This window comes from Bradyrhizobium cytisi (assembly GCF_008123515.1).
GTDB classification, from domain to species: domain Bacteria; phylum Pseudomonadota; class Alphaproteobacteria; order Rhizobiales; family Xanthobacteraceae; genus Bradyrhizobium; species Bradyrhizobium cytisi.
In genome coordinates this window covers 63,938-89,092 of record NZ_VSSR01000038.1, presented here as the reverse complement: position 1 = coordinate 89,092, position 25,155 = coordinate 63,938, and the positions used below count along the sequence as shown (strand labels likewise).

The window sequence follows — 25,155 nt, the reverse complement described above, 5'->3', positions numbered from 1 at the left end:
TCGGCCCGCTATCTGGCGCGGTCCAAGGAGCACGAATGCATCAGGCCGCAAGCCTGCAATTCGAGCGCGTGATGGGCGAGCTCGTCCTCTGGCACGCCGTGCCGGAGGACGAACGCTCGCCGGCACCGGCTTGGTGGTGGGGACCCGCGATGGCCGTGCTCGACGCGCACGAGCCGATGCGACACGCGTGGTGTTGCGAGCTGGGCCTCGGCGACGGCTCGAGCTTCGCCGAAGGCGCACATGCCATTTTCGAGCTGTTCGCCGAGCAAACCTCGCCGTCCTGGCCGGATAATTTTCCGCGCAAAGCGAAAGTGAAGGAAGCGGACATCCGCGAGCTGCACCCGCAGCCGTCAGACGACAGCGCGTTTCAGCCGTAGTGCCGCGGATTCGTCCGCAGTCGGATCCGCCTCCGGTTGGAGCGGCGGCGCGACGAGCGCCTCCATCGGCCGCAGCAGCTCGGCCATCTGCCGCGCCGGCACCGGCTTGGAGATCAGAAAACCCTGCATCTCGTCGCAGCCATGGGTCCGCAGGAAGGCCTCCTGCTCGGCGTTCTCGACGCCCTCGGCAACCACTGTCATGCCGAGCGCCTTGCCCATGCTGATGATCGCCTGCGCGATCGCCTGGTCTTCCGAATCCTGCGGCAGGTCGCGCACGAAGGAGCGGTCGATCTTGATGGTGTCGATCGGAAAATGCTTCATCAGCGACATCGACGAATAGCCGGTGCCGAAATCGTCGATGGCAAGCCGGATGCCGCGGCTCTGGATGGCGTCGAGCACCTTCAGCGCGCGTCCGACGTTGCGCATCATCATGCTCTCGGTGACCTCGAGCTGGAGCAGCACCGGCGACATGCCGGAGGCCGCCAGCGCCTCGTCGACGTCCTGCAACAGATGCTCGTCGACGAACTGCCGCGGTGACAGATTGACCGCCATCGACACCGGCAGCAGGCCGCGGCGCTGCCAGGCCATCGCCTGCGCGCAGGCCTCCTTCACCACCCAGCGGCCGATCGGCACGATCAGACCGGTCTCTTCCGCAAGCGGAATGAATTGCGCCGGCGAGATATTGCCGAGATCGGGATGGCTCCAGCGCAACAGCGCTTCCACGCCGGTGATCTGTCCGGTCTCCATGTCGACCTTGGGCTGATAATTCAGCGAGAACTGCTCGCGCTCCAGCGCCCGGCGCAGCGCGCTTTCGAGCGATAGCCGTTCGATCGACTGCGTCTTCACTTCCTTGGAGAAGAAGCGATAGCCGTTCTTGCCGTCTTCCTTGGCGAGATACATCGCCATGTCGGCGTTCTTGGTCAGCGTCTGCGCGTCGGCGCCGTTGGCCGGATACATCGCGATGCCGATCGAGGCGGTGGTGTGGCACTCGTGGCCGGCGAGCTCCATGGGCTCGGCGAGCGCCGTCAACAGCCCGGTGGCGATGCGCTGGACGTCGTCGATCTCGCCGCACTGGTCGAGGATCACCACGAACTCGTCGCCGCCGAGGCGAGCCACCACGTCGCTTTCCCGCAGCGCGCCGCGCAAGCGGTTCGCCACCTCGAGCAGGAGCAAATCGCCAGCCTCATGACCCAGCGAATCGTTGATGACCTTGAAGCGGTCGAGATCGATGAACAGCACCGCGAAGCGGTGATCGTGGCGCTGCGCCGCGTCGATCGCCTCGCGCAGCAGCCCGTTGAAGGTCTCGCGGTTCGGCAGATCGGTCAGACTGTCATGCGACGCCAGATATTCGATGCGCTCGTCCGCCTCGTTCTTCTCGTCGGCGCGATCGAAATTCTCGATCGCGAAGGAGACGTTGTCGGCGAGACGCTGCAACAGCTCGACGAACTCGGATGTGAAGGTATCCTGCTCGGTCGACATGTAGATCATGACGCCGACCGGCTTGTCGTGCGTGATCAGCGGGAACGCCGCGCCAGAGCGCGCGCCATCGCCCTGCAGCACGCCATGGAAGGCGCTCACACGGCTATCATTGACATAGTCGTTGCTGACACAGGGCTGCCGGGTGCGGAACGCGGTGCCGCTCATGCCGCGGCCTTCGGGCCGGTCGGCATCGATGGAGAGACGAACGTTCCGCGTGGTCTCGGCCGACGGCCCCGCGGCCGCGACGATCTCGAGCTGGTCGTTGTCGGCCTTGGCGAGCGCAATGGTCGTCGAGGTGAACTTGCCGCCGGTGGACGCGGCCTGACACACGAGCTCAAACAGCTCGGTGCGTGACTTGGCGCGCACGATCGCTTCGTTGGTGGCGCTCAGCGCCGCGAACATGCGCGTCAGGCGCTCCTTCTGCTCCTCGGTCCGCGACCGCTCCTCGGCCCGGTCGAAATTGTCGAGCGCGAAGGCGACATTGGCCTGGAGCCGTTGCAGCAGCTCGACGAATTCCGGCGTGAACGTGCCGCACTCCGGCGAGTTGAAGAGAAATACGCCTTCGACACGATCGCCGTTCAGCAGCGGCAGCGCCGCGGAGGATCCGATACCGTTGCTGCGGGCGTTGGCTACCCAAGGCGTGATCCGGTCGTCGGACAGCACGTCGTTGCTGATGCAGGGCTGGCGCGTGCGGAAGGCTGTTCCGGTCAACCCGCGCCCTTCGGGCACCTGGTCGGAGGTGGAGAATTTGAAGTTGCGGACCGTATCCGCGTTTGGCCCGTAGCAGGCGGTAACGCGGAGCAGCTCGGCTTGATGATCGACCAGCGCGATGGCGGCGGAAGTAAACTTCGCGCCCTTCGCTGTTGCTTCGCAAACGAGGTCGAACAGCTCGGCCCGCGAGTGTGCGCGCAGGATCGCCTCATTGGTCGCGCTCAGCGCCGCATACATGCGCGCCAGGCGCTCCTCTTCCTCGGCGATCCGTGCCTTCTCAGCCTCGCGGTCGAAATTGTCGATGGCAAAGCAGACGTTCTCGGCGATGCGCAGCATCAGCCCGACGATTTCCTCGTCCTTGGCCCAGGACTGGCTGAGGAAGGCCAGGATCACGCCAATGCTTTGGCCGTGCTTGATCAGGGGGGCCGCGACACAGGCGGCGACGCCAGTGTTGACGTTGGCCTGCTCCCACGGCGTACCCCTGGTGCGACGCGCGAGATCGCGCTCGACGATGGGCTTCTGGGTCCGAAACACCTCGCCGGAAATACCACGGCCATAGGGGTTCTCGGGATCGACCGAATAGCTCGTCTGGGCGACGATCTCCACGTTCTCACCGGTACCGGCGACAGGCTTGAGCCAATGCGAGCCCCGCTCCTTCAGCAAGACGAATGTCACCAGCGACTTGCCGCCGTGCACGGAGGCATCGCACACAAGCTGGTACAGCTCTTGCTCGTTTTTCGCACGCAGAATGGCTTCGTTGGTCGCGCTGAGCGCGCCGAACATTCGGTTGAGACGTCGTGTCGCCCGCTCGCTGGTCTGCCGCGCGGTCTCGCGCGTGAAATTCTCCAGCGCATAGGAAATGTTGGCCGACATGCGCTCGAACAGCGACACCATTTGCTCGGTCAGCGAGCCGGCCTCGCTGCGGGTCACGAACAGGACGCCGACGCTCTTGCCGTTGCACAGCAGCGGCAGGGCCGCGGCCGCGCCGATATGCGCCTTGGCCGCCCCCTCGCGCCACGCCAGCGAGCGCGGGTCATTCAGATAGTCGTTGCTGATGCAGAGCTTCTGGCTGCGAAACGCTTCGCCACCGACGCCCATGCCTTCGGGGGTGCCGGCTTCCGTGGTGATCTCGATTGCGCGCAGCCGCGCCACGTCGTCGCCGCAGCCGGCCGCAAAGCGCAAGCGCTGGCCATCCGGCTCCACTAGGAACACGGCAACAGCCATGAAGTCTCCACTCGCGAACCCGGCGTCGCAGACCTTCTGGTGCAGCTCGTCCGGCGATTTCGCGTAGAGGATCGCTTCGTTGATGGCACTCAACGCTGCAAAGGTGCGCGCGAGGGTCGTCTGCACGATCTTAACTCCCGGGCATTTCTGCCGATTTCTCCCGGGTGCTTTATGAACGGGGATCGGCTAAGTGGTCGTTATTGCGCACGGGAAACCGCCGATCAAAGTGAACGAGCTGCGAATGACCGCCACGAAACTGTCGGGAATACCGCCGCGCGGCAGGAATTGACGACCAAAGCCGCGCTCTCTTCACGAATTTGCAGCCCTGTATTGGTTTACGGGAGATTGATATCGGAGCCCCGCTTTGAGACGATGGCTCCCAACAAGCAGCCCGTTAAGGGCACCAAGCCGAGGGAACGCCATGCCCATCGTCAAGGCCGATCGCCTCGCGCGCGTCAGCGCTGCGCTGCTCCGCGCCGCTGGAGCCTCCGAGGAAGAAGCCGACGCTGTTGCCGTCGGCTGCGTCAACGCCAAGAAGCTGCGCGCGCTGGCGCGCGAATACAGGCTCGACACCGTCCTTGATCTCGCCTGACCCCATCCGGAGAACAGCAGCATGAATCGGCAGATGGTCCTGGTCGGCTTCCTTCAGGCGCAGAACTGCACGAACCTGCCAAGCTCGTGGCGGCATCCGGACTCGCGCTCAGATTCGATGTCGGCGGATTATTACCAGGAGATCGCCAGAATCCTCGAATCCGGCAAACTCCACATGGCGTTCTTCGATGATCGGCTGGCGATGCCGGACCGCTACGGTAACGACCACGCCCACACCGTCGAATACGGCATCCGTTGCGTGAAGATGGATCCGCTGATCGTGCTGACCACGATGGGCCTGGTCACCGACAAGCTCGGGCTGGGCGCGACCTGCTCGACCACATACTACGAGCCCTTCGACGTCGCCCGCCGCTTCGCGACGCTCGATCTGATGTCGGGCGGGCGCGCAGGCTGGAACGTCGTGACGTCGCTGAACGACGGCGAGGCGCTCAACATGGGGCGCGACTCCCATCCCGAACACGATTCCCGCTACGACAAGGCCGACGAATTCATGGAGGTCGTGCTCGGCCATTGGGACACATGGGAAGACGGCGCGCTCATCATGGACAAAACGAGCGGCCGCTTCGCCGATCCGAGCAAGGTGAAGCGGCTCGATCACAAGGGGCCAGCCTACAAATCGCGCGGGCCGTTCACCGTGCCGCGCTCGGACCAGGGCCATCCCGTCATCATCCAGGCCGGCGCATCCGGCCGCGGCCAGCGCTTTGCCGGCCGTTGGGGCGAGGTAATTTTCACCGCCGCGCGCAATCTCGCCGGCGCCAAGGAAGGCTATGTCGCCGTGCGCAACGAGGCCGCGAAAGCCGGCCGCGATCCCGACCAGATGCGACTTTGCAATCTGACGACGCCGGTCTGCGCCGCGACCAAGGCGGAAGCCGAGGACAAGATGGCGCTGATCAACAAGCTGCCGCTGGAGATCGACGCGCTGTCGCTGCTCGCCGAAGCGCTCAATTACGACTTCGCCTCCAAGGATCTCGACGAACCTTTGACGACGGACGACTTGAAGAGCATGCAGGGCATCCTGGGCATCCGCGACGGCGTGCTGAAGAATTCCGGCAAGAGCAATCCGAGCGCGCACGACTTCGTCACCTTCTCCGGCCGCGGCCAAGTGCACGATGCCATGGTCGGCGGCCCCAGGGAGATCGCGGACAAGCTCGAAGAGATGTTCGTCGAGCGCGGTTGCGACGGCTTTGTCATCGCCGCGACCTACGTGCCCGGTTCCTACGCGGACTTCGTGCGGCATATCGTGCCGGAATTGCAGCGGCGCGGGCTGTTCCAGAAGGAATATCGCGGCAAGACACTGCGGGACAATCTCGGGCTGAAGCGGCCGGCTGCCGGCGCCTGGAAAGTACAGCCGCGCGACGCCGCGGAATAACAACGAGGACAAGACATGCGGTGGCTGAAGTTCACCGCCTCCGGCAAAACCTCCTGGGGCCTGGTCGAAGGCGATCCGCTCAGTGAATGGCAGTGGACGTCGCGCACACGCTCGGCATTGGCACGCTGCGCAATCGGTTTGTGCGGGAGGAGCGGTAGATCAGCTTATGGCGCCTGAGCGGCCCTTCACATGGTCGATAAAGGCCCGCAGCTTCGGCATGATTTGTCGGTGGCCGGGATAGTACAGGAACACACCCGGTGTCATCGGCGCGAATTGCTCCAGCACATGGACGAGCTTTCCGCTCGCCATGGCGCCGGCGGCCAGTGGTGCGGGCACTTGCGCAAGACCCACACCTTCGACGGCGGCCCCGAGCATCGTGGGAAAGTCATAGGCGATGAAAGGTCCCGAAACGGCAATCTCGATCGAACGGCCGTTATCGTTGAGCGACCATGATGCGAGCGCACCGTTCGATCGTCGCAGTCTCAAGCAGGCGTGCTCGCGCAGATCGTCCGGGCGCTCGGGCCGGCCGCGGTGGGCAAGGTAAACCGGGCTGCCGACGATGATGAGGGGTAGCGGCTTCGTCAGCCGCACCGCAACCATGTCAGGTGTAATGAACTGCCCCATCCTGATGCCGGCATCAAAACCTCCGGCTGCGAGGTCGACCAGTTCTTCGCTTGCGGCAAGCTCCACCTCAATCTCGGGAAACGCCCGGCAGAACGACGCGACCACCGGCTCGAGCAGGATCGGCACGACCGAGCGCGGTACGGTGAGACGCAGGAGACCGGCCGGCCGCTGTCCGAGCTCACGGGCCGCCCCGCTTGCCGCGATCAGTTCCTCGAAGGCCGGTCTTGCGCGCGCAAGGAATCTCTCGCCGGCTTCGGTCAGCCCGACGCTGCGGGTCGTGCGGATGAACAGCGCTGCGCCGACGCGCGCCTCTAGCGCTCGTATCGCCTGACTGATGGCCGATGGCGTTACCCCGAGTTCAGCGGCCGCCCGGCGGAAACTGCGATGCTGGGCGACACTCAGAAACGCCTCCACGCCGTCGAGCGCGCCGTGCCTGACTGTGAAGTTCTGCTTCATAGCCCGTCAACATTATCGCGAATAGTCGCGCGCGGAAAGCGGCCTTACATCCGAATTGCAAATGGGCCGCACCGTTGCACGCGCCCGACACCTGCGACATCGCGGCGACCGCCGTGATCGGAGAAAACCGATGAAGGCAATCCGCAACGTCATCCTGGCACTCACCCTCACACTGACAGGCGCTATTTCCATGGCCGATCCATCCCTTGCCCAAGCACAAGCCACGCCGCCGACCTCCGGGGTCATGGTCATCCTGACCGTCAAGGCCGGCGTCACACGCGAACAGGTCATGGCCGTCATGCCCGATGAAATCAGGCAGACCGTGCAGCTCTATCTCAACGGAAAAGTTCGCGAATGGTATTCGCGGTCCGATGGGCGCGGAACCGTCTTCCTGCTGGATGTCAAGGATGTCGCCGAAGGGCACGCGATCATGGATGGCCTGCCGCTCGCCAAGCAGGATCTCATCGACCACGAATACATCGCGGTCGGTCCGCTCATGCCACTCCGCCTGCTCATGACCAAACCCTGAGCACCCGCCGGCGCAGAACCGGATTCGAACCCCACCCGACATGTCGGACAATCAAGGACACCCGAACGTGCCACCGAGCTTCAACCTTCCGTTCGTCCTCAGCGTCGCCGGCGCCTTCCTGGCAAGCTCGGTGGTGGCCATCGTCTATGTTTGGCCGGTGGTCCGCACGATGCCGCGTCACGACGCCTTGAGACTTCTCGCGGCTTTCCATGCGTTCAGGTTCTTGGGGAACTTCCTGGTTGCCGGGTTCGTGTCTTCGGAGTTGAGCCCGGATTTCGCCAGCGAAGTCGGATGGGGAGACCTCATCGCCGCCACTCTCGCGCTTGTTTCAATGGCGGCGCTCTCCTGGCGATGGTCCATCGCCGTTCCGATGGTCTGGATATTCAACGTCTGGGGCACGCTGGATCTTCTGAATGCGTACTACATGGGCGCGACGAAGATCCAGAATCCCGGCCTCTTCGGCGCCGGCATTTATATCCCGGCCCTTTATGTGCCTCTGCTGCTGGTCAGCCACGTTCTGGTCTTCATGATTCTGTTGAGGTCCGGACCGGAAGAACAGACACCGTGACACCGCGAGCGGATCGCAATCCGCGACATGCCGTCCGAGATGCCTTGCGTCTGTCCGCGACCGGGATCTCCTCTCCCGAAGGAATGCCAATGAACACCGATGCTGTTTCCGTTGCTGTGATCGTCCCGCGTCCCGTCCGGCTCAGCCTGATATGGACCGTTTCATTCGCGATGCTGTGGACCTGGTTGATCTACTCGCTACCCGCACTTGCGGAGAGCGGCTTTCCTGCGCTGGGCGTTCGGCTGATGGCTCATGGGCTCATAGCGGTTGGCTTGTGGCTCGGCCTCGAAGGCACCGACTTGACAGCAAGGCAACGCCAAGCAACCTGGCTGGTCTTCATGGTGCCTTTCACGCTCTGGGCTGCCGTCGCCTGGACGGCAGCCATCAACGGCGCATTTCGCACGGGCACCTCTCCCTTGCCGCTGCTGCCAGTGGCGATCCTGCTGCCGGTGATCTTCGGTGCTCCGGTGCTGCTGTGGTCAAAACGAGTGGGGCAGCTGCTTGATGCGATGCCGCCGACCTGGCTCATTGCCCTTCAGCTTTACCGCATTTTTGGCACCCAATGGCTCGTCTACTGGCTGAGTGGGATGCAGCCAGGCCTATGGGCGCTCCCGGCAGGAATTGGCGATGTGCTGACCGGTCTCTTCGCCGTGCCGGCGGCCCTTGCGCTCGCAGCTGGAACGGCTGCGGGGCGGAAAGGGGCTATCCTTTGGAACATCTTCGGCCTCGCAGATCTCGCCGTCGCGATCACCCTGGGAATGATCATGTCGCCCGGCCCGTTCCAGCTGATCGTTCCATACGGCCCGAGCATGGCCCTGGACACCTTTCCGAACGTGCTGACCCCCGCCTTCGTCGTGCCAAGCTCGATCCTATTGCACGCGCTGTCGCTGCGCCAACTGATCCGGCGCAGCCGGGCGGAGACGGTGTAAGCCGCGGTCTCAAAACGGCAGCGCCACGCTGGTCTTGATTTCCTTCAGCACCACATTGCTGCGGACGTAGCGGATGCCGGGAATGCGGAACATGAACTCATCGAGGAAGCGGTTGTAGGCCGCCATGTCCTGCACGACGACGCGCAGATGATAGTCGGCGTCGCCCGTCGTCGCAAAACACTCCAACACCTCACGGCGGCCGGTGACGCGGGACACGAACTCGTCGACGAATTTAGCGTCGTGCCGCTCCAGCGAGACGTGGAGGATGGCGGACATTGCGAACCCTGCCTGCTCGCGCGCAACCAGTGCCGCATAGCCACGAATAACTCCGCTGTCCTCGAGTGCACGCACCCGGCGCCAGCAGGCCGAGGTTGACATGCCGACCTCGTCAGCGAGCTGCTGGTTGGTGGCGCGGCCGTCCTTCTGGAGGTGGGCGAGAATCCGCGTGTCCTGATCTTCGATCATCGGTACCTCAAAAAACGATTAAATCTACCAGATTCTCGCTTTCATTGCAAAATTCTACCGAATTAACGCGCACCGCGGGGATGAATAGGTAAGACCTACCAACGCCCCAAGCCTAACCTTGGCCTATTCGGCAGGATGCCGCGCGAGGCCCGCCATGGACGCCATTCCGTCACTCGACAGCTACGAGCTCTCAGACCGCTACGACCGCGAGGACGGCCGCGCCTTCCTCACGGGCACGCAAGCCATCGTCCGCATCGCGCTCGACCAGATCAGGCGCGACCGCGCCGCGGGGCTCAATACCGCCGGCTTCATCTCCGGCTATCGCGGCTCACCGCTCGGCGGCATCGATCTCGAGCTGTGGCGCATCCAGGAGCGCCTCAAGCGCAACCACATCGAATTCCTCCCCGCCGTGAACGAGGACCTCGCGGCAACCGCGGTGCTCGGCTCGCAGCAGGTCGAAACCCAAGCCGACCGCGAAGTCGATGGCGTGTTCGGGCTCTGGTACGGCAAGGGCCCCGGCGTCGATCGCTCCGGCGATGCGCTCAAGCACGGCAATGCCTACGGCTCGTCGCCGCATGGCGGCGTGCTGGTGGTTGCCGGCGACGACCATGGCTGCGTGTCATCCTCGATGCCGCACCAGTCCGACGTCGCCTTCATGAGCTGGTTCATGCCGACGCTGCATCCCGCAAGCGTCAGCGAATATCTGGAGTTCGGCGAATATGGCTACGCGCTGAGCCGCTTCTCCGGCATGTGGGTCGGCTTCAAGGCGATCTCGGAGATCGTCGAGTCTGGCGCATCCGTCGCGCTGCGCCCACCGCGCATGTTCCGCACGCCCGACTTCACGCCACCACCAGGCGGACTGCACTATCGCTGGCCCGATCTGCCGGGCCCGCAGATCGAGGAGCGGCTGGAAGCGAAAAAGCACGCGGTCTACGCCTTCGCCAAAGCCAATCCGATCGATCGACATATCTACGACATTCCAAACGCCACCTACGGCATCGTCACCACAGGCAAGGCGCATCTCGATCTGATGGAAGCCCTGCGGCTGATGGGCCTCGATGAAGCCGCCTGCCGCAGCATCGGCATCGACATCTACAAGGTCGGCATGGTCTGGCCGCTGGCACTGCACGACGCCATGGATTTCGTGAAGGGCAAGCGCGAGATCCTCGTGGTCGAGGAGAAGCGCGGCATCATCGAGAGCCAGTTCAAGGAATATTTTTACGACTATCCCGGCGCAAAACCCGAGCGCATGGTCGGCAAGCACGACGAAACCGGCGCGCGGCTGATCTCCTGGATCGGCGAATTGTCGCCGCGCGCCTTGGCGTCCGTGCTCGCTCGCCGGCTCGATCCGATTTTTCCGGGCCTCAATCTTGCGGCGCGTGCAGCCGCACTGCTGCCGGAAGCCGAGCGCACGATCAACGTCGCAGGCGCGACGCGTACGCCCTATTTCTGCTCCGGGTGCCCGCACAACACCTCGACAAAGGTGCCCGAGGGATCGAAGGCGCTGGCCGGCATCGGCTGCCATTTCATGGCGAGCTGGATGGACCGCGAGACCTCCTCGCTGATCCAGATGGGCGGCGAAGGCGTGAACTGGGCCGCCTCGTCTCGCTTCACCGGCCACAAGCACGTCTTCCAGAATCTCGGCGAAGGCACTTATTATCACTCCGGCTCGATGGCGATCCGGCAGGCGATCGCCGCCAAGGCCAACATCACCTACAAGATCCTGTTCAACGATGCGGTGGCCATGACCGGCGGCCAGCCGGTCGACGGTCCCATCAGCGTGCATGCCATCGCGCACAGCGTCCGCGCCGAAGGCGTGGCCCGCATCGCGGTGGTGTCGGACGATCCCGCGCAATTCCTGTCCGCGGATCTGCCCGGCGGCGTCACCATTCATCCACGCGAGGAGATGGACGCCGTGCAGCGCGAGCTGCGCGACATCTCCGGCGTATCGGTGCTGATCTACCAGCAAACCTGCGCAACCGAGAAGCGGCGCCGGCGCAAGCGCGGCCAGATGGCCGATCCCAAGCGCTTTGCCTACGTCAACGATCTCGTCTGCGAGGGCTGCGGCGACTGCTCGGTCGAGTCCAACTGCCTCAGCGTCGAGCCGAAGGAGACGCCCTTCGGCCGCAAGCGCCAGATCAATCTGTCGGCGTGCAACAAGGATTTCTCCTGCCTCAACGGCTTTTGCCCGAGCTTTGTCACCGTCGAAGGCGCGACGCGCCGGAAGAAGAGCGCGACCCAGTTCGATGCAATCGGTCGCGCAGCCACGCTCCCCCTCCCCGCCCCCGCCACGCTCGACCGTCCCTACGATCTGCTCGTGACCGGCGTCGGCGGCACCGGCGTGATCACGATCGGCGCGCTGATCGGGACGGCCGCGCATCTGGAACGACGCGGCGTCTCGGTGCTGGATTTTACCGGCTTTGCGCAGAAATTTGGCCCGGTGCTGAGCTACATCCGCCTCGCTTCAAGTCCCGAGGCGCTGCACCAGGTCCGCATCGACCAGGGCGCGGCCGATGCGCTGATCGGTTGCGACCTCGTCGTCAGCTCCTCGCCGAAGGCGTCCGGCACCTATCGCCGCGGCACGCGCGCGACCATCAACACCGCGGAGATGCCGACCGGCGACGTCGTCCGCTTCCGCGACGCCGATCTCGCTTCCCCTGCCCGCCTGAGCGCGATCGGCCGTGTCATCGGCAACGACAATCTCGACAGCATCAACGTCAATGCCCTGGCCGAGCGGCTGCTCGGAGACGCCGTCTATGCCAATATCATCATGCTGGGCTTTGCCTGGCAGCGTGGACTGGTGCCGGTTTCTCTCTCGGCGCTGCTGCGCGCGATCGAGCTCAATGGCGTCGCGGTCGAACGCAACAAGCAAGCTTTTGCCTGGGGCAGGATCGCCGCTGCTGATCCGGGCCTATTGCCGGAGGCGAACGAGACGCCAAAAGCAGAGACGCTCGACCAGCTCATTGCTCGCCGGGGCGATTTCCTCACCGCCTATCAGGATGGGGCTTATGCGGCGCGCTATCGTGCACGCGTCGCAAAAGTTCGTGCTGCCGAAGCCGCGCTGAACAGCGAGGCCCTGACCGAGGCCGTCGCCCGCGCACTCTTCAAGCTGATGGCCTACAAGGACGAATACGAGGTCGCGCGCCTGCACATGCAGACCGGCTTTCTCGACGAATTGAAGCGCGAGTTCGAGGATGGCTTCAGCGTCCAGTATCATCTCGCCCCACCGTTCCTGCCATCCAGGCACGACGCCCGCGATCGGCCGCGCAAGCGCGCCTTCGGTCAGTGGATTCAGATGCCGCTCGCCATGCTGGCGCGGCTGAAGGGATTGCGCGGAACGCGGTTCGATCCATTCGGCTACACGGCAGAACGGCGCGCCGAGCGGGAGCTGATCGTCTGGTATGAAGGCTTGATCGAACGGATGCTCGACGGGCTCGAAGCGGCGCATCTCCCCGATCTCATCACCATCGCGAAGGCCCCGATGGAGATCCGCGGCTACGGCCCGGTGAAAGATGCCGCGATCCACAAGGTGCGATCCGAGACCGAAACGCTGCTCACGGATTTGGCAAATTCAGCGTCGCCAAAGATGCACGCTTACGGTTGACGTGGCTCCGGCAAGGCTTCAGCCTCCAGGCCTAAGTGGGTGCCCTGTTGGCGCCCCTGCAATCAGGTGACGCATCATGGATTTCGACCAGTTGACCCTGATCCAGGCCGTGGCCGAGCTCGCCGCCGGAAAAAGCACGAGCCACGCGCTCACCTCCGAGGCGCTCGCCCGCGCCAAGGCCAATGCCGACCTCAACGCCTTCGTCACCCTGGACGAAGAAGGCGCCCTGAAGGCTGCCGTCGCGTTCGATACGCAAGGTGCGGGCGCCGGGAGCAGGCCGCTCGGCGGCGTCCCCATCGTGATCAAGGACAATATCGAGGTCGCAGGACTGCCCTGTAGCGCCGGCACGCCTGCGCTGAAGGATTACGTTCCGAAGGCCGATGCACCCGTGGTCGCAAAGCTGCGCGCCGCCGGCGCGGTCATCATCGGCAAAACCAGCATGCACGAGCTTGCGTTCGGTATCTCCGGCTACAACACCGCATTCAAGACCGGCGCGGAGTTCGGCGTGCGTAACGCCTATGATCGTGCCTTGATTGCCGGTGGTTCTTCGTCCGGAACGGGCGCCGCGATCGGCGCCCGGATCGTTGCAGGCGGGCTCGGCACCGACACCGGCGGATCGGTGCGCGTCCCCGGCGCACTGAATGGCTGCGCCTCGCTGCGGCCGACCGTCGGACGCTATCCGCAAGCCGGCATCGCGCCGATCTCGCATACCCGCGATACCGCAGGGCCGATGGCGGCGACGATGGCAGACGTTGCGCTGCTAGACAGCGTTATCGCGGGCGGTGATATCGTTCGGCCGGCCGATCTGCGGCGGGTCCGTATCGGCCTCGTGAAGAGCATGCTGGCGAACCTCGACGGGGATACTGAAACCGCCTTTCAGGCCGCGCTCGCCCGATTGAAAGCGCAAGGCGTGACCGTGGTCGACATCGAGATGCCTGAGCTGACCCAGCTCAACGGCCGGGTCGGATTTCCGGTCGCGCTCTACGAGGCCTATGACGACATGGTTGCCTATCTCAACCGCACCGGCACAGGCGTGACCATCGAGGCCATGGTCGCGAGGATCGCGAGCCCCGACGTCAAGGGCACCTATGAAGGGTTGGTGCTGCCGCGCAAATTGCCGGCGCCCGACGGCAGCCTTGTCGATGCAAAGCCGCTTTACGTCGAAGCCATCAATGTCGCGAGGCCGGCGCTTCAGGCGCTCTACCAGCAGACCTTTGCAAGCAATGGGATCGATGCGATCGCGTTCCCGACCACACCCAGGGTTGCGATCGCTTCGAATCCGGAATCCAGCAGTCTCGAGAATTTCGGCCTGTTCATCCAAAACACCGATCCCGGCAGCAATGCCGGCATTCCCGGGATCCAGATTCCGATTGCGCTTGGCGAGACCAGCAAACTGCCGATCGGACTGGAGCTCGACGGCCCCGCGGGCAGCGACAAACGGCTGCTCGCCATCGGCATCGCGCTCGATGCCGTGTTTGGGCGGCTTCCCGCGCCGCGTTGACGCGATCGTAGCTTCTTGCCTAGACCAAAGACCCTCGTCATTGCGAGGAGCGCTTGCGACGAAGCAATCCAGAGTCTTACTGCGGAAAGATTCTGGATTGCTTCGCTTCGCTCGCAATGACGAAAGGTGGTGGGCACGGCGCAAGGGCGCCTTTGCCCACCGCGCCAGCTAAGAATACGGATTGATCAGCTTCTGCTGCTCGGCGCTGTGATGCACGAGCATGTCAATGAAGGTCCTGACCTTGGCCGACAGGTGATGGCGATGCGGATAAACCGCGTTCATCGACATCTCGACCGGCCGGTATTCCGGCAGCAGGCGCACCAGTCGGCCGGCATCGAGATCGTCGCTCACCAGGAATCCTGCGAGCAGGCCGATGCCGGCGCCCTCGATCACCATCCGTCGCAGCGCTTCACCGCTGTTGGTGACAAGGCTACCCGAGATGCGCACCGATGCCGGCGCACCCCTGCGATCGAAGAAGCGCCACTCGTCGCCGAAGGGATAGTTGAGGTGACGGCCGCAATTGTGGCCGGTGAGCTCGGCGAGTTGCTGCAGCCGGCCGTGCTTTTCGAGATAATCGTGCGAGCAGCACAGCACGTGACGCCAGGTGGCGAGGCTGCGGACGATCAGGCTTGAATCCGGCGGCGGGGTCATGCGCAGCGCAACGTCATATCCCTCCTCGATGAGGTCGACATTGGCTTCGCCCATGCGCAGATCGACCTTCACGTCCGGATAGGTCGACAGCAGCTTTGCCACCACGCCCGCCACGAAAGGCACCATGTGCGTAGCGGAATGAATCCGCAGCGTGCCCCGCGGCACCGACTGCAACGCGCCGGCGATGTCGTCGGCCTGCTCGATGTCGGACAGAATCTGGACGCAGCGGTCGTAATAGGCCTTGCCGATTTCCGTGACGCTGACTTTGCGGGTGGTGCGATTGAGCAGGCGCGCGCCGAGCCGCTCCTCGAGCGCCTGGATGTGGTTGCTGACCATCGTCGTGGACATATTGAGCTTGCGGGCGGCGGCGGAGAACCCGCCGGTATCAACGACCCGGACGAAAGCGGTCAGGCTAGTCAGCCGGTCCATGGGGCGCCTCGGATTATGCAGTATGAGTGGACAATCATTTTGCTTTTTGGCGGATTATCACAAGCGCCGGAACAGCGCATCTTCTGCCCAGACAACAGCGCCCCTTCGGAACGGGACGTCTGGGGAATCCGGAGGATGTCATGTCGAACGCGGCTTATACTGCTGAAACTACTGATAAAATCAGCCTGAAGCCGTCCCGGCAGGCGATCAAGCGCGCGGCGCTCGGGCTGGCGCTGGCCCTTGGCGTCGCTGTGGCCGGCGATTTTGGCTACGATTACCTGACGACCGGCCGCTACCTGGAATCGACCGATGACGCCTATGTGAAGGCCGATTCCACCATCATCGCCCCGAAGGTGTCGGGCTACATCGCCCAGGTGCTGGTCGGCGACAATGAAAAGGTGAGAGCGGGCCAGGTGCTGGCCAGGATCGACGACCGCGACTTCAAGGCCGCGCTCGGCCAGTCCCGCGCCGACGTCGCCGCAGCCGAAGCCTCGGTTCGCAACCTCGATGCCCAGCTCCAGCTGCAACAGCCGATCATCGAGCAGAGCACCGCCGACGTCACGGCTGCCGACGCCAATCTGAAATTCGCGCAGGAAGAGCGCGCCCGCTACGACGACCTCATGAAGTCGGGCTCAGGCACGATCCAGCGCGCACAGCAGACCGATGCGGCGCTCCGCGCCAGCAACGCGCAATTGCAGCACGCCAAGTCGGGCCTGGTCGCCGCGCAGCGCAAGATCGACGTGCTGACCACCCAGCGCGCGCAGGCCACCGCGCAGCTCGATCACGCTCGCGCGGTCGCGGACCAGGCCGAGCTGAACCTGTCCTACACCGAGATCACCGCGCCGGTTGACGGCACGGTCGGCGCCCGCAGCTTGCGAGTCGGCCAGTACGTGCAGGCCGGCACGCAATTGATGGCGGTGGTGCCGCTTGATGCGGTCTATGTGGTCGCGAATTTCAAGGAGACCCAGCTCACGCATGTGCGCGCCGGCCAGCCGGTCGAGCTGCGTGTCGACAGTTTTCGCAATCGCACGCTGCACGGTCATGTCGACAGCCTTTCGCCGGCCAGCGGACTTGAATTCGCGCTGCTGCCTCCCGACAATGCAACGGGTAACTTCACCAAGATCGTGCAGCGCGTGCCGGTGAAGATCGTGCTCGACGATCACAGCCTCGCGGGCCTGTTGCGGCCCGGCATGTCGGCGGTGCCGACCGTCGACACCAAGGCAACCGTGGTGGCCGAACGCGAGACGATCAGGAGCGTCGCCGACAACGCGACGCGACCGAACGGCGGCTGACGCTGATTATCCAAACCATCCGCCTAATGCATCCTGTCTCTGTAACCGAGAGAGGCTTCCATGAGCACGCTTCAACCGACCCTCAACGCCGCTTCCGCCGCCAATCTCCCCGCTCTGGCTGCAGCTCCCGCAGCGCCGGCCGTCTCTGCCAAAACCTGGATCGCGGTGGTCGGTGCCACGCTCGGCGCCTTCATGGCAGTGCTGAACATCCAGATCGTCAACGCCTCGCTCGCCGACATCCAGGGCGCGATCGGCGCCGGCATCGACGACGGCGGCTGGATCTCGACCTCCTACCTGATCGCCGAGATCGTGGTGATCCCGCTGTCCGGCTGGCTCGCGCAGGTGTTCTCGATCCGGATCTATCTGCTCACCAACGCGATCCTGTTCCTGATTCTCTCCGCAGCCTGCGCGCTGGCGCAGGACCTGCCGCAGATGATCGTGCTGCGCGCCGTGCAAGGCTTTACCGGCGGCGTGCTGATCCCGATGGCTTTCACGCTGATCATCACGCTGCTGCCGCGTGCCAAGCAACCGGTGGGTCTTGCGTTGTTCGCGCTGTCAGCGACGTTTGCGCCGGCGATCGGCCCGACTATCGGCGGCTATCTCACCGAGAATTTCGGCTGGCAGTACATTTTCTACGTCAACCTCGCGCCCGGCGCGATCATGGTCGGCATGCTCTGGTACGCACTCGACGCCAGGCCCATGAAGCTGTCGTTGCTCGCGGACGGCGACTGGGCCGGCATCATCACCATGGCGATCGGCCTGTCCGCGCTCCAGACCGTGCTGGAGGAAGGTAACAAGGACGACTGGTTCGGCTCGCCCTTCATCGTCAAGCTGTCCGTCATCGCAGTCGTGGCGCTAGGCGCGTTCCTGATCATCGAGCTCACGGTCAAGAAGCCGCTGTTGAACCTGCGCCTGCTGGTCCGCCGCAATTTTGGCTTCGGCATGCTCGCCAATTTCCTGCTCGGCGTCGCGCTCTACGGTTCGGTGTTCATCCTGCCGCAATATCTGTCGCGCATCCAGGGCTACAATGCCGAGCAGATCGGCGCAGTGCTGGCCTGGACCGGATTGCCGCAGCTCGTGCTGATCCCACTGGTTCCGCGCCTGATGCAGAAGTTCGACGCGCGGATCATCATCGGCGTCGGCTTCGTGCTGTTCGCAGGCTCAAACTTCATGAACATCTATATGACCAACGACTACGCCGCCGACCAGCTGTTGTGGCCCAACGTCGTACGCGCCATCGGCCAGGCGCTGGTGATGGCGCCGCTGTCGGCCGTGGCAACCGCCGGCATCGAGCCGGAGAACGCGGGATCGGCCTCCGGCCTGTTCAACATGATGCGCAATCTCGGCGGCGCCGTCGGCATAGCGCTGCTCCAGACCGTGCTGACCAAGCGCGAGCAGTATCACTCCAACGTGCTGATGCAGTCGGTTTCGGTGTTCGAGCAGGCCACCCGCATGCGGCTGGAACAGCTCACGCAGTATTTCATCAACCACGGCGTGCTCGACCGTGCCGACGCAGCGCATCGCGCCTATGTCGCGATCGGCCATACCGTTCAGAAGCAGGCTTACATCTTTGCCTTTAGCGACACCTTCTACCTGCTCGGCATGGCGCTGATCGTGGCCCTGATCGCCGTATTCTTCCTGAAGAAGCCCGGCCAGGCCTCGGCCGGCGGAACTCACTGAATCAACCCAGCAAAGGAGAACGACCATGAAGCCCCGCATGAATTTCTACCAGGCCGCCCCCGACACGATGAAGGCGCTGATGGCGCTGGAAGAGCAGATTCAGTCGACGGGTCTGGAGAAATCGCTGATCGAGCTCGTCAAGATCCGCGCCTCGCAGATCAACGGCTGCGCCTTCTGCATCAACATGCACACCGAGGATGCCCGCAAGCGCGGCGAGACCGAGCAGCGCATCTATCTGCTCAACGCCTGGCGCGAATCCCCGCTCTATACCGACCGCGAGCGCGCCGCGCTGGCCTGGACCGAGTCGGTGACGCTGATCGCGGAAACGCGCGCGCCCGACGACGTCTACGCCGAGGTCCGCGCGCAGTTCTCCGACGCAGAGACGGTGAACCTGACCATGCTGATCGGCGCCATCAATGCCTGGAACAGGATCGCGATCGCGTTCCGCGCGGTTCATCCGGTGAAGGTGAAGGCATCGGTGGCGTAGGGGTGCGACGCGCCCTCGCGGGCAACTGTCATGCCCCGCGAAGGCGGGGCATCCAGTATTCCAGAGACAGCGAAGTTTATAACAACCGCCGCGGCGTACTGGATCGCCCGCCTTCGCGGGCGACGACGGCGGTGGGTGTGGCTCAGACCGCCGTCGCCCTGGCGAACTCCACATAAATCTCGCGAAGCCGCGCGGCAAGCGGGCCGGGCTTGCCGTCGCCGACCTTTTTGCCGTCGATCGCCACCACCGGCTGGACAAACAGCGAGGCCGACGTCGCAAAGGCTTCCTTCGCCGCGAGTGCCTCTTCCACAGTGAAGGAACGCTCCTCGACGCGGAGCTGACGCTCTTCGGCGAGCGCGACCACGGCCTTGCGGGTGCAACCGGGCAGGATCGCGTTGGAGTTCTTGCGGGTGACGATGACGTCATCCTTGGTGAGAATGAACGCCGACGACGAGCCGCCTTCGGTGACGTAGCCGTCTTGCAGCATCCAGGCCTCGCCGGCGCCGGCTTCGGCCGCCGCCTGCTTCGCCAGCACCTGCGCCAGCAGCGCCACGCTCTTGATGTCCCGCCGCTCCCAGCGGATGTCGGGCACCGTGATCACGTTGATGCCGGTCTTGGCGGAAGCCGCGTTGATGATGTCCTTTTCGGAGGTGAACATCACCAGGCTCGACTTGACGTCGCCCTTGGGGAAGGCGAAGTCGCGGCCCTTGTCGGCGCCGCGGGTGACCTGGAGATAGACCAGGCCGTTCACGACCTTGTTGCGGGCGATCAATTCCTTCTGGATCTCGGTGATGCGCTCGACCGTCTCCGGCAGCCTCAAGCTGATCTCGCCGACCGAGCGCTCCAGCCGCGCCAGATGCGAGGCGTTGTCGACCAGCTTGCCGTCGAGCACGGCCGAGACCTCGTAGATGCCGTCGGCAAACAGGAAGCCGCGGTCGAGCACCGAGATCTTCGCGTCCGAGAGCGGGACGAATGAGCCGTTGACGTAGGCGGTCGAATCCAAGGCTGGTCTCCTGGCGGGAAAGGGGGATTTATCGACCTGTATAGGGGATTTGATGAGCGCGATAAACCCCGCTCTTCGTCATCCCGGGGCGCGCGTAGCGCGAGCCCGGGATCCATCTCACCTCATGTACTGCGGCCCGATGGATTCCGGGCCTGGCCCTTCGGGCCATCCCGGAATGACGGCGGAGGCTAATGCGACAAGATCTTCGACAAGAACTTCTGCGCGCGGTCGCTGCGCGTCTTGCCGAAGAAATCGTCCTTCGGCGCATCCTCGACGATCTCGCCGCGGTCCATGAAGATCACGCGGTTGGCGACCTTGCGGGCAAAGCCCATTTCGTGGGTCACGACCATCATGGTCATGCCCTCGCGCGCGAGATCGACCATGACGTCGAGCACCTCGCTGACCATTTCAGGGTCGAGCGCCGAGGTCGGCTCGTCGAACAGCATCACGATCGGATCCATCGCGAGCGCGCGCGCGATCGCGACACGCTGCTGCTGACCGCCGGAAAGCTGCGCCGGAAATTTCTGCGCCTGCTCATTCAGGCCGACGCGGTCCAGGAGCTGCATGCCCTTCGCCACCGCCTTGTCGGACGACCGCCCCAGCACCTTCTGCTGGGCGAGGCAGAGATTGTCGATGATCTTCAGATGCGGGAACAGCTCGAAATGCTGGAACACCATGCCGACGCGCGAGCGCAGCTTCGGCAGGTTGGTCTTGGGATCGTTGACTTTGGTGCCGTCGACGCTGATGTCGCCTTCCTGGAACGGCTCCAGCGCGTTGACGCATTTGATCAGCGTCGACTTGCCCGAGCCTGAGGGTCCGCAGACCACCACGACCTCGCCCTTGGTGACGCTGGTGGTGCAGTCGGTCAGCACCTGGAAGGTCGGGCTGTACCATTTGTTGACGTGGCTGATTTCAATCATGACCGACTTGCTCTAGCGGATGATGGCGATGCGCGCCTGGAGGCGGCGCACGCCAAAGGATGCGATACAGGAAATGGTGAAGTAGACGACGGCGGCAAACAGGTACATCTCGACCAGACGGCCGTCGCGCTGCGCGACCTTGCTGGCCGCACCGAGGAAATCGGTGATCGACAGCACGTAGACCAGCGAGGTGTCCTGGAACAGCACGATGGTCTGCGTGATCAGCACCGGCAGCATGTTGCGGAACGCCTGCGGCAGCACGACGTAGCGCATGGTCTGCGCATAGGTCAGGCCGAGCGCATTGGCCGCGGCCGGCTGTCCCCGCGAGATCGACTGGATGCCGGCGCGCATGATCTCGGAGAAGTACGCCGCCTCGAACATGATGAAGGTGATCAGTGAGGAGGCGAACGCACCGACGCTGATCGGCCGCAAGGCGCCGGTCAGCCACTGCCCGATATAGGGTACCAGGAAATAGAACCAGAAGATCACCAGCACCAGCGGCAGCGAGCGCATGAAGTCGACATAGACGCCGGCGATACGGCCGAGCGTCTTGTACCCGGACAGCCGCATCAGGGCGATCGCGGTGCCGAAGACGAGGCCGCCAAGTGCCGCGAGCCCCGTCAGCATCAGCGTGAACGTCATGCCCTCATAGAACAGATAGGGCAACGCGCGGATGATAACCCCGAAATCGAAATTGCTGAACATGGCGCTATTTCCCCGTGATGTAGCCGGGGATCGCGACCCAGCGCTCGAGGAAGCGCATCGCTGTCACGACGACGGCGTTGACGAGGAGGTAGAGGAGCGTTGCAGCGGTAAAGGCCTCGAACACCTGAAAAGAGAACTCCTGCATCGAGCGCGCCTGGCCGGTCAGCTCGAGCAGACCGATGGTGATGGCGACCGCTGTATTCTTGATGGTGTTGAGGAACTCCGAGGTCAGCGGCGGCAGGATGATGCGGAATGCCATCGGCAGCAGGATATATCGATAGCCCTGAAAGGTCGTGAGACCGAGCGCCGTCGCCGCCATCTTTTGACCGCGCGGCAGCGAGCCGATGCCGGCCTGCAATTGTATCGCGACGCGGGCTGACATGAAAAATCCGATGCCGATGGCCGCCGTCCAGAACGGCGCGTTCGGCAGTTGCTTCAGCCAGGTGCCGGTCGACTTCGGCAACAATTCCGGCAGCACGAAGTACCACAGGAACAGCTGCACCAGCAGCGGCATGTTGCGAAAGAACTCAACCCAGCAGAAGCCGAACCAGCCGGCGGCCTTGGACGGCAGCGTCCGCATGACGCCGACGATCGAGCCGAAGACCAGCGCGATGATCCAGGCGAGCACCGCCGTCTTCAGGGTCAGCACCAGTCCCGACAGCAGCATGTCGAGATAGGTGCCGGTCCCCATCGGGTTCGGCTCGAAGAAAATTCCCCAGTTCCAGTGGTAGTTCACGTGTCCCCCGCGCGAACGCGCCAATCACAGGCGTCTTGAGTAGGTCTCGAAAATAGGTCTTGGCCGTGTATGCAAATGTCCGGCCACTCTCCTGCGGAATTCCCTCTCCCCGCTTGCGGGGAGAGGGTTAGGGTGAGGGGGGCTCTCCGCGAGGGAGGTGATAGTCGGACTCGTGGAGAGTCCCCCTCACCCGGAATTCAAGCTGCGCTTGAATCCGGCCTCTCCCCGCAAGCGGGGAGAGGCAAATAGCATCCTACTTATAGTCGTCCGGGTTCGGTGAGTCCGAAGGCTTGGCAAATTCGTTCTTCAGCTCGGCCGAGATCGGCGTGTTGAGGTTGAGGCCCTTCGGCGGGATCTTGGCGGTGAACCACTTGTCGTAGATCTTCTGGGCCTCGCCGGAGGTGTAGACCGCAGCGGTCGCCGCATCGACCACCTTCTTGAACGGCGCATCGTCCTTGCGCAGCATGATGCCGTAGGGCTCGGGCTTGGAGAACGCATCCTTGGAGATGACGTAGTCATCCGGCGACTTCGAGCCGGCAACGAGGCTCGCGAGCAGAACGTCGTCCATCACGAAGGCGACCGCGCGGTCGGTTTCGACCATCAGGAAGGCCTCGGCATGGTCCTTGGCCGGGATGATGTTGGCACCCAGTCCCTTCGCGACATTGGCCTCGGTGAGCTGCTTGATGTTGGTGGTGCCGGCGGTGGAGACCACCGTCTTGCCCTTGAGATCGTCGATCGACTTCAGCCCGCTCGACTTCTTGAAGACGTAGCGGCTGGCGGTCAGATAATGGGTGTTGGTGAAGGCGACCTGCTTCTGGCGCTCGGCATTGTTGGTGGTGGAGCCGCATTCGAGGTCGATGGTGCCGTTGGCCATCAGCGGGATACGGGTCGCCGACGTCACCGGATTGAGCTTCACCTCGAGCTTGTCGAGCTTGAGCTCCTTCTTCACGGCATCGACGATCTTGTAGCAGATGTCCATCGCGAACCCGACGGGCTTCTGATTGTCGTCGAGATAGGAGAACGGGATCGAGGAATCGCGGAAGCCGAGCGTGATGGCGCCGGTGTCCTTGATGTTCTTCAGCGTGCCGGTCAGCTCTTCGGCGCCGGCCTGGCTGACGACGAAGGTCGCAGCGAGCGCAAGGCCGATGTAACGGAAATGTTTCACTTTTTCTCCCCTTTCAGGATGATGCGGCCGGATGCAAGCACATCTCGGCCCGGATTAGAATGTGACTTTCGGCTGGATGCCGGCTCAGGTTAATTGGCCTCGGGTCAGCGGCTTTGGCAATTCCCCGAGATCCCAGAACAGCCCGGCCATCACCGTCAAGGCCTCTTCGGTCAATGGCAGCAGGATGTGCTCATTGGGCGCATGCTGGGAGCAGCCGGGATAGGAGTGCGGGACCCAGATCGTCGGCAGGCCCAGAATCTCGGAAAATACGTCGTTCGGCAGCGAGCCGCCGAAGTTCGGCAGCACGGCCGGCACCTTGCCGGTGGTGTTTTGGACTGAATCCGCCGCCCATTTGATCCAGGGGCTGTCGAAATCGGTGCGCGAGGCGGCAAAGCTCTGGGCCGCCCGCACCTCGACCATCGGAAAGCCCTTTGCAACCAGATGGCCGCGGACGGCGTCGATCAGGCCATCAACCCTTGTGCCGACCACGAAACGCAGCTGCAGCACGGCATTGGCGTGGCCGGGAATGGCGTTCGCCGGCTTCTCGATATTGCCCGACGACATCGCCAGCACTTCCAGCGTGTTCCAGGCATAGAGCCGTTCGGCCGCGGACAGACCGTCCTCACCCCAGTTCTCCGCAAGCGCGGGCTCGTCCTCGGTCGGCACCACCTGCACATCGGCAAGATAGCTGCGGATCTGGTTGGTGAGCCGCGGGGGCTTCAGCGCGTCGAGTTGAAGCCGGCCGTGGCCATCGACCAGCGTCGAAATCGCATTGACCAGAATGGTCGCGGGGTTGGCGAGCACGCCGCCCCAATTGCCGGAATGATGGCCGCCGTCGCGCAGGTTCACGTCGAGATGGATGCGGATGCCGCCACGGCAACCCAGGAACAGCGTCGGCCGATCGGCGGACAGCCGCGGCCCATCGGAGGCCATGAACAGATCGGCCTTCAGCGCGTCGCGGTTGAGGTCGCAGACCTTGCCGAGATCGGGCGAGCCGATCTCCTCGCCCATCTCGACGATGAATTTGGCATTGAAGCCGAGCTTGCCGCCGCGGGCCTCCCGCACCGCGCGGAGCGCGGCCATGTTGATGCTGTGCTGCCCCTTGTTGTCCGCGGTGCCGCGGCCATAGAGGCGCGTGCCCACAACCGTCGTGCGCCAGGGATCGCGGCCATCGCGCCACTCGCCCTCCATGCCGTCGACGACGTCGCCATGGCCATAGACCAGCACAGTCGGCAGCGACGTGCTCTCGATATGCTCGGCAAACAGGAACGGCGCCTTGCCGCTGGGGGATTCGACGATGCGGCTGGTGAAGTCGAGCGCGGCAAAAGCCGGTTGCATCTCCTGCTCCAGATAGGCGCGCAGCTCGGGGCCGCGCGATGGATTCTGGCTTTCGGTCTTGAAGGCGACGCGACGATCGAGTTCGGCGAGGAACCCGCCGGATTTGAAATCGTCGCGGGCGCGGGCGATGGCGTCGGCTCTGGTCATGACTTGCTTTTTCAAGGTCTCGAGGCGGGCGAGCTTAGCGGGCTACACTGGCGCTCGGAAGTGGCGGGGCTTGGATCGCTCTTGGGATTTGCTTCTTGCTCTCTTGAGATTGGCTTGCCAAGGGCGGCAGCGCTGCTGATTTTGGCCTTGCCAA

The 25,155-nt window shown here is 63.9% G+C and carries 21 protein-coding genes and 1 pseudogene; 12 read left to right on the top strand and 10 right to left on the bottom strand.

What is annotated here, in order from left to right:
- Window positions 1-35: 35 nt before the first annotated feature.
- Window positions 36-377: a hypothetical protein gene (locus FXB38_RS22995; protein WP_148753243.1), complete on the top strand. Its 342-nt coding sequence runs from the start codon at window positions 36-38 to the stop codon at window positions 375-377.
- Here FXB38_RS22995 and FXB38_RS22990 read toward each other — a convergent pair.
- Window positions 351-3,917, bottom strand: a complete 3,567-nt coding sequence (locus FXB38_RS22990) for a bifunctional diguanylate cyclase/phosphodiesterase (RefSeq protein WP_187435073.1) — start codon at window positions 3,915-3,917, stop codon at window positions 351-353. The genes FXB38_RS22995 and FXB38_RS22990 overlap by 27 nt on opposite strands.
- 295 nt (window positions 3,918-4,212) lie before the next feature.
- On the opposite strand from FXB38_RS22990, the gene FXB38_RS43940 reads away from it, so the two are divergent.
- The 3 genes and pseudogenes from FXB38_RS43940 to FXB38_RS45070 all read left to right on the top strand — a co-directional run.
- On the top strand, window positions 4,213-4,383 hold the full coding sequence (locus FXB38_RS43940; protein WP_246230056.1) for a hypothetical protein: 171 nt from the start codon (window positions 4,213-4,215) through the stop codon (window positions 4,381-4,383).
- Window positions 4,384-4,404: 21 nt separating this feature from the next.
- The gene (locus FXB38_RS22980) at window positions 4,405-5,772 is read left to right on the top strand and encodes an LLM class flavin-dependent oxidoreductase (RefSeq protein WP_148753241.1); all 1,368 of its coding nucleotides are present in this window, start codon (window positions 4,405-4,407) and stop codon (window positions 5,770-5,772) included.
- Between the two features lie 15 nt (window positions 5,773-5,787).
- Window positions 5,788-5,880 (top strand): annotated as a pseudogene (locus FXB38_RS45070) (Rv2993c-like domain-containing protein); the annotation flags it as partial.
- A 51-nt stretch (window positions 5,881-5,931) separates the two neighbouring features.
- Here the strand turns inward: FXB38_RS45070 and FXB38_RS22970 are convergent.
- Window positions 5,932-6,852, bottom strand: coding sequence for a LysR family transcriptional regulator (locus tag FXB38_RS22970; protein ID WP_148753240.1), 921 nt, complete (start codon window positions 6,850-6,852; stop codon window positions 5,932-5,934).
- A gap of 130 nt (window positions 6,853-6,982) precedes the next feature.
- On the opposite strand from FXB38_RS22970, the gene FXB38_RS22965 reads away from it, so the two are divergent.
- The 3 genes from FXB38_RS22965 (at window position 6,983) to FXB38_RS22955 (ending at window position 8,878) form a co-directional block, all read left to right on the top strand.
- On the top strand, window positions 6,983-7,381 hold the full coding sequence (locus tag FXB38_RS22965) for a hypothetical protein (RefSeq protein WP_246230054.1): 399 nt from the start codon (window positions 6,983-6,985) through the stop codon (window positions 7,379-7,381).
- A gap of 40 nt (window positions 7,382-7,421) precedes the next feature.
- A complete protein-coding gene (locus tag FXB38_RS22960) occupies window positions 7,422-7,949 on the top strand; it encodes a hypothetical protein (protein WP_246230052.1) in 528 nt (175 codons plus the stop codon).
- An 89-nt stretch (window positions 7,950-8,038) separates the two neighbouring features.
- Window positions 8,039-8,878: an MFS transporter gene (locus FXB38_RS22955; RefSeq protein ID WP_148753239.1), complete on the top strand. Its 840-nt coding sequence runs from the start codon at window positions 8,039-8,041 to the stop codon at window positions 8,876-8,878.
- Between the two features lie 9 nt (window positions 8,879-8,887).
- On the opposite strand, the gene FXB38_RS22950 is transcribed toward FXB38_RS22955, so the two are convergent.
- Window positions 8,888-9,343 (bottom strand): Lrp/AsnC family transcriptional regulator, encoded by a 456-nt coding sequence (locus FXB38_RS22950; protein ID WP_148753238.1) that lies wholly within the window; start codon window positions 9,341-9,343, stop codon window positions 8,888-8,890.
- Window positions 9,344-9,497: 154 nt separating this feature from the next.
- On the opposite strand from FXB38_RS22950, the gene FXB38_RS22945 reads away from it, so the two are divergent.
- Complete coding sequence (locus FXB38_RS22945; protein WP_148753237.1) at window positions 9,498-12,947, top strand: indolepyruvate ferredoxin oxidoreductase family protein; 3,450 nt, start codon at window positions 9,498-9,500, stop codon at window positions 12,945-12,947.
- A gap of 76 nt (window positions 12,948-13,023) precedes the next feature.
- Complete coding sequence (iaaH, locus tag FXB38_RS22940) at window positions 13,024-14,448, top strand: indoleacetamide hydrolase (protein ID WP_148753236.1); 1,425 nt, start codon at window positions 13,024-13,026, stop codon at window positions 14,446-14,448.
- 168 nt (window positions 14,449-14,616) lie between these two features.
- Here the strand turns inward: iaaH and FXB38_RS22930 are convergent, their stop codons facing one another.
- Window positions 14,617-15,528, bottom strand: coding sequence for a LysR family transcriptional regulator (locus FXB38_RS22930; protein ID WP_148753234.1), 912 nt, complete (start codon window positions 15,526-15,528; stop codon window positions 14,617-14,619).
- A gap of 140 nt (window positions 15,529-15,668) precedes the next feature.
- Here FXB38_RS22930 and FXB38_RS22925 point away from each other — a divergent pair, with 140 nt between their 5' ends.
- Genes FXB38_RS22925 through FXB38_RS22915 form a run of 3 tightly spaced genes read left to right on the top strand, consistent with a single transcriptional unit; the run spans window position 15,669 to window position 18,987 of the window.
- The gene (locus FXB38_RS22925) at window positions 15,669-16,820 is read left to right on the top strand and encodes an HlyD family secretion protein (RefSeq protein WP_148753233.1); all 1,152 of its coding nucleotides are present in this window, start codon (window positions 15,669-15,671) and stop codon (window positions 16,818-16,820) included.
- A gap of 60 nt (window positions 16,821-16,880) precedes the next feature.
- Window positions 16,881-18,500, top strand: coding sequence for an MDR family MFS transporter (locus tag FXB38_RS22920; RefSeq protein WP_148753232.1), 1,620 nt, complete (start codon window positions 16,881-16,883; stop codon window positions 18,498-18,500).
- A gap of 25 nt (window positions 18,501-18,525) precedes the next feature.
- On the top strand, window positions 18,526-18,987 hold the full coding sequence (locus tag FXB38_RS22915) for a carboxymuconolactone decarboxylase family protein (protein ID WP_148753231.1): 462 nt from the start codon (window positions 18,526-18,528) through the stop codon (window positions 18,985-18,987).
- 142 nt (window positions 18,988-19,129) lie between these two features.
- On the opposite strand, the gene FXB38_RS22910 is transcribed toward FXB38_RS22915, so the two are convergent.
- The 6 genes from FXB38_RS22910 to FXB38_RS22885 form a co-directional block, all read right to left on the bottom strand.
- Window positions 19,130-19,990 (bottom strand): D-amino-acid transaminase, encoded by an 861-nt coding sequence (locus FXB38_RS22910; RefSeq protein WP_187435072.1) that lies wholly within the window; start codon window positions 19,988-19,990, stop codon window positions 19,130-19,132.
- A gap of 188 nt (window positions 19,991-20,178) precedes the next feature.
- Window positions 20,179-20,910 (bottom strand): amino acid ABC transporter ATP-binding protein, encoded by a 732-nt coding sequence (locus FXB38_RS22905; protein ID WP_148753229.1) that lies wholly within the window; start codon window positions 20,908-20,910, stop codon window positions 20,179-20,181.
- Window positions 20,911-20,922: 12 nt separating this feature from the next.
- Complete coding sequence (locus FXB38_RS22900; RefSeq protein WP_148753228.1) at window positions 20,923-21,615, bottom strand: amino acid ABC transporter permease; 693 nt, start codon at window positions 21,613-21,615, stop codon at window positions 20,923-20,925.
- A 4-nt stretch (window positions 21,616-21,619) separates the two neighbouring features.
- Complete coding sequence (locus FXB38_RS22895; RefSeq protein ID WP_148753227.1) at window positions 21,620-22,351, bottom strand: amino acid ABC transporter permease; 732 nt, start codon at window positions 22,349-22,351, stop codon at window positions 21,620-21,622.
- A 253-nt stretch (window positions 22,352-22,604) separates the two neighbouring features.
- Window positions 22,605-23,516: an amino acid ABC transporter substrate-binding protein gene (locus tag FXB38_RS22890; RefSeq protein WP_148753226.1), complete on the bottom strand. Its 912-nt coding sequence runs from the start codon at window positions 23,514-23,516 to the stop codon at window positions 22,605-22,607.
- An 84-nt stretch (window positions 23,517-23,600) separates the two neighbouring features.
- A complete protein-coding gene (locus tag FXB38_RS22885) occupies window positions 23,601-25,001 on the bottom strand; it encodes a M20 family metallopeptidase (protein WP_148753225.1) in 1,401 nt (466 codons plus the stop codon).
- Window positions 25,002-25,155 lie beyond the last annotated feature (154 nt).

Bases quoted from the DNA above. Each gene is read 5' to 3' on its own strand.
- iaaH (WP_148753236.1), top strand. From the start codon at position 13,024: ATGGATTTCGACCAGTTGACCCTGATCCAGGCCGTGGCCGAGCTCGCC.
- FXB38_RS22885 (WP_148753225.1), bottom strand. From the start codon at position 25,001: ATGACCAGAGCCGACGCCATCGCCCGCGCCCGCGACGATTTCAAATCC.
- FXB38_RS22905 (WP_148753229.1), bottom strand. From the start codon at position 20,910: ATGATTGAAATCAGCCACGTCAACAAATGGTACAGCCCGACCTTCCAG.
- FXB38_RS22965 (WP_246230054.1), top strand. From the start codon at position 6,983: ATGAAGGCAATCCGCAACGTCATCCTGGCACTCACCCTCACACTGACA.
- FXB38_RS22915 (WP_148753231.1), top strand. From the start codon at position 18,526: ATGAAGCCCCGCATGAATTTCTACCAGGCCGCCCCCGACACGATGAAG.
- FXB38_RS43940 (WP_246230056.1), top strand. From the start codon at position 4,213: ATGCCCATCGTCAAGGCCGATCGCCTCGCGCGCGTCAGCGCTGCGCTG.
- FXB38_RS22920 (WP_148753232.1), top strand. From the start codon at position 16,881: ATGAGCACGCTTCAACCGACCCTCAACGCCGCTTCCGCCGCCAATCTC.
- FXB38_RS22900 (WP_148753228.1), bottom strand. From the start codon at position 21,615: ATGTTCAGCAATTTCGATTTCGGGGTTATCATCCGCGCGTTGCCCTAT.
- FXB38_RS22930 (WP_148753234.1), bottom strand. From the start codon at position 15,528: ATGGACCGGCTGACTAGCCTGACCGCTTTCGTCCGGGTCGTTGATACC.
- FXB38_RS22960 (WP_246230052.1), top strand. From the start codon at position 7,422: ATGTCGGACAATCAAGGACACCCGAACGTGCCACCGAGCTTCAACCTT.
- FXB38_RS22970 (WP_148753240.1), bottom strand. From the start codon at position 6,852: ATGAAGCAGAACTTCACAGTCAGGCACGGCGCGCTCGACGGCGTGGAG.
- FXB38_RS22945 (WP_148753237.1), top strand. From the start codon at position 9,498: ATGGACGCCATTCCGTCACTCGACAGCTACGAGCTCTCAGACCGCTAC.
- FXB38_RS22980 (WP_148753241.1), top strand. From the start codon at position 4,405: ATGAATCGGCAGATGGTCCTGGTCGGCTTCCTTCAGGCGCAGAACTGC.
- FXB38_RS22925 (WP_148753233.1), top strand. From the start codon at position 15,669: ATGTCGAACGCGGCTTATACTGCTGAAACTACTGATAAAATCAGCCTG.
- FXB38_RS22950 (WP_148753238.1), bottom strand. From the start codon at position 9,343: ATGATCGAAGATCAGGACACGCGGATTCTCGCCCACCTCCAGAAGGAC.
- FXB38_RS22955 (WP_148753239.1), top strand. From the start codon at position 8,039: ATGAACACCGATGCTGTTTCCGTTGCTGTGATCGTCCCGCGTCCCGTC.
- FXB38_RS22995 (WP_148753243.1), top strand. From the start codon at position 36: ATGCATCAGGCCGCAAGCCTGCAATTCGAGCGCGTGATGGGCGAGCTC.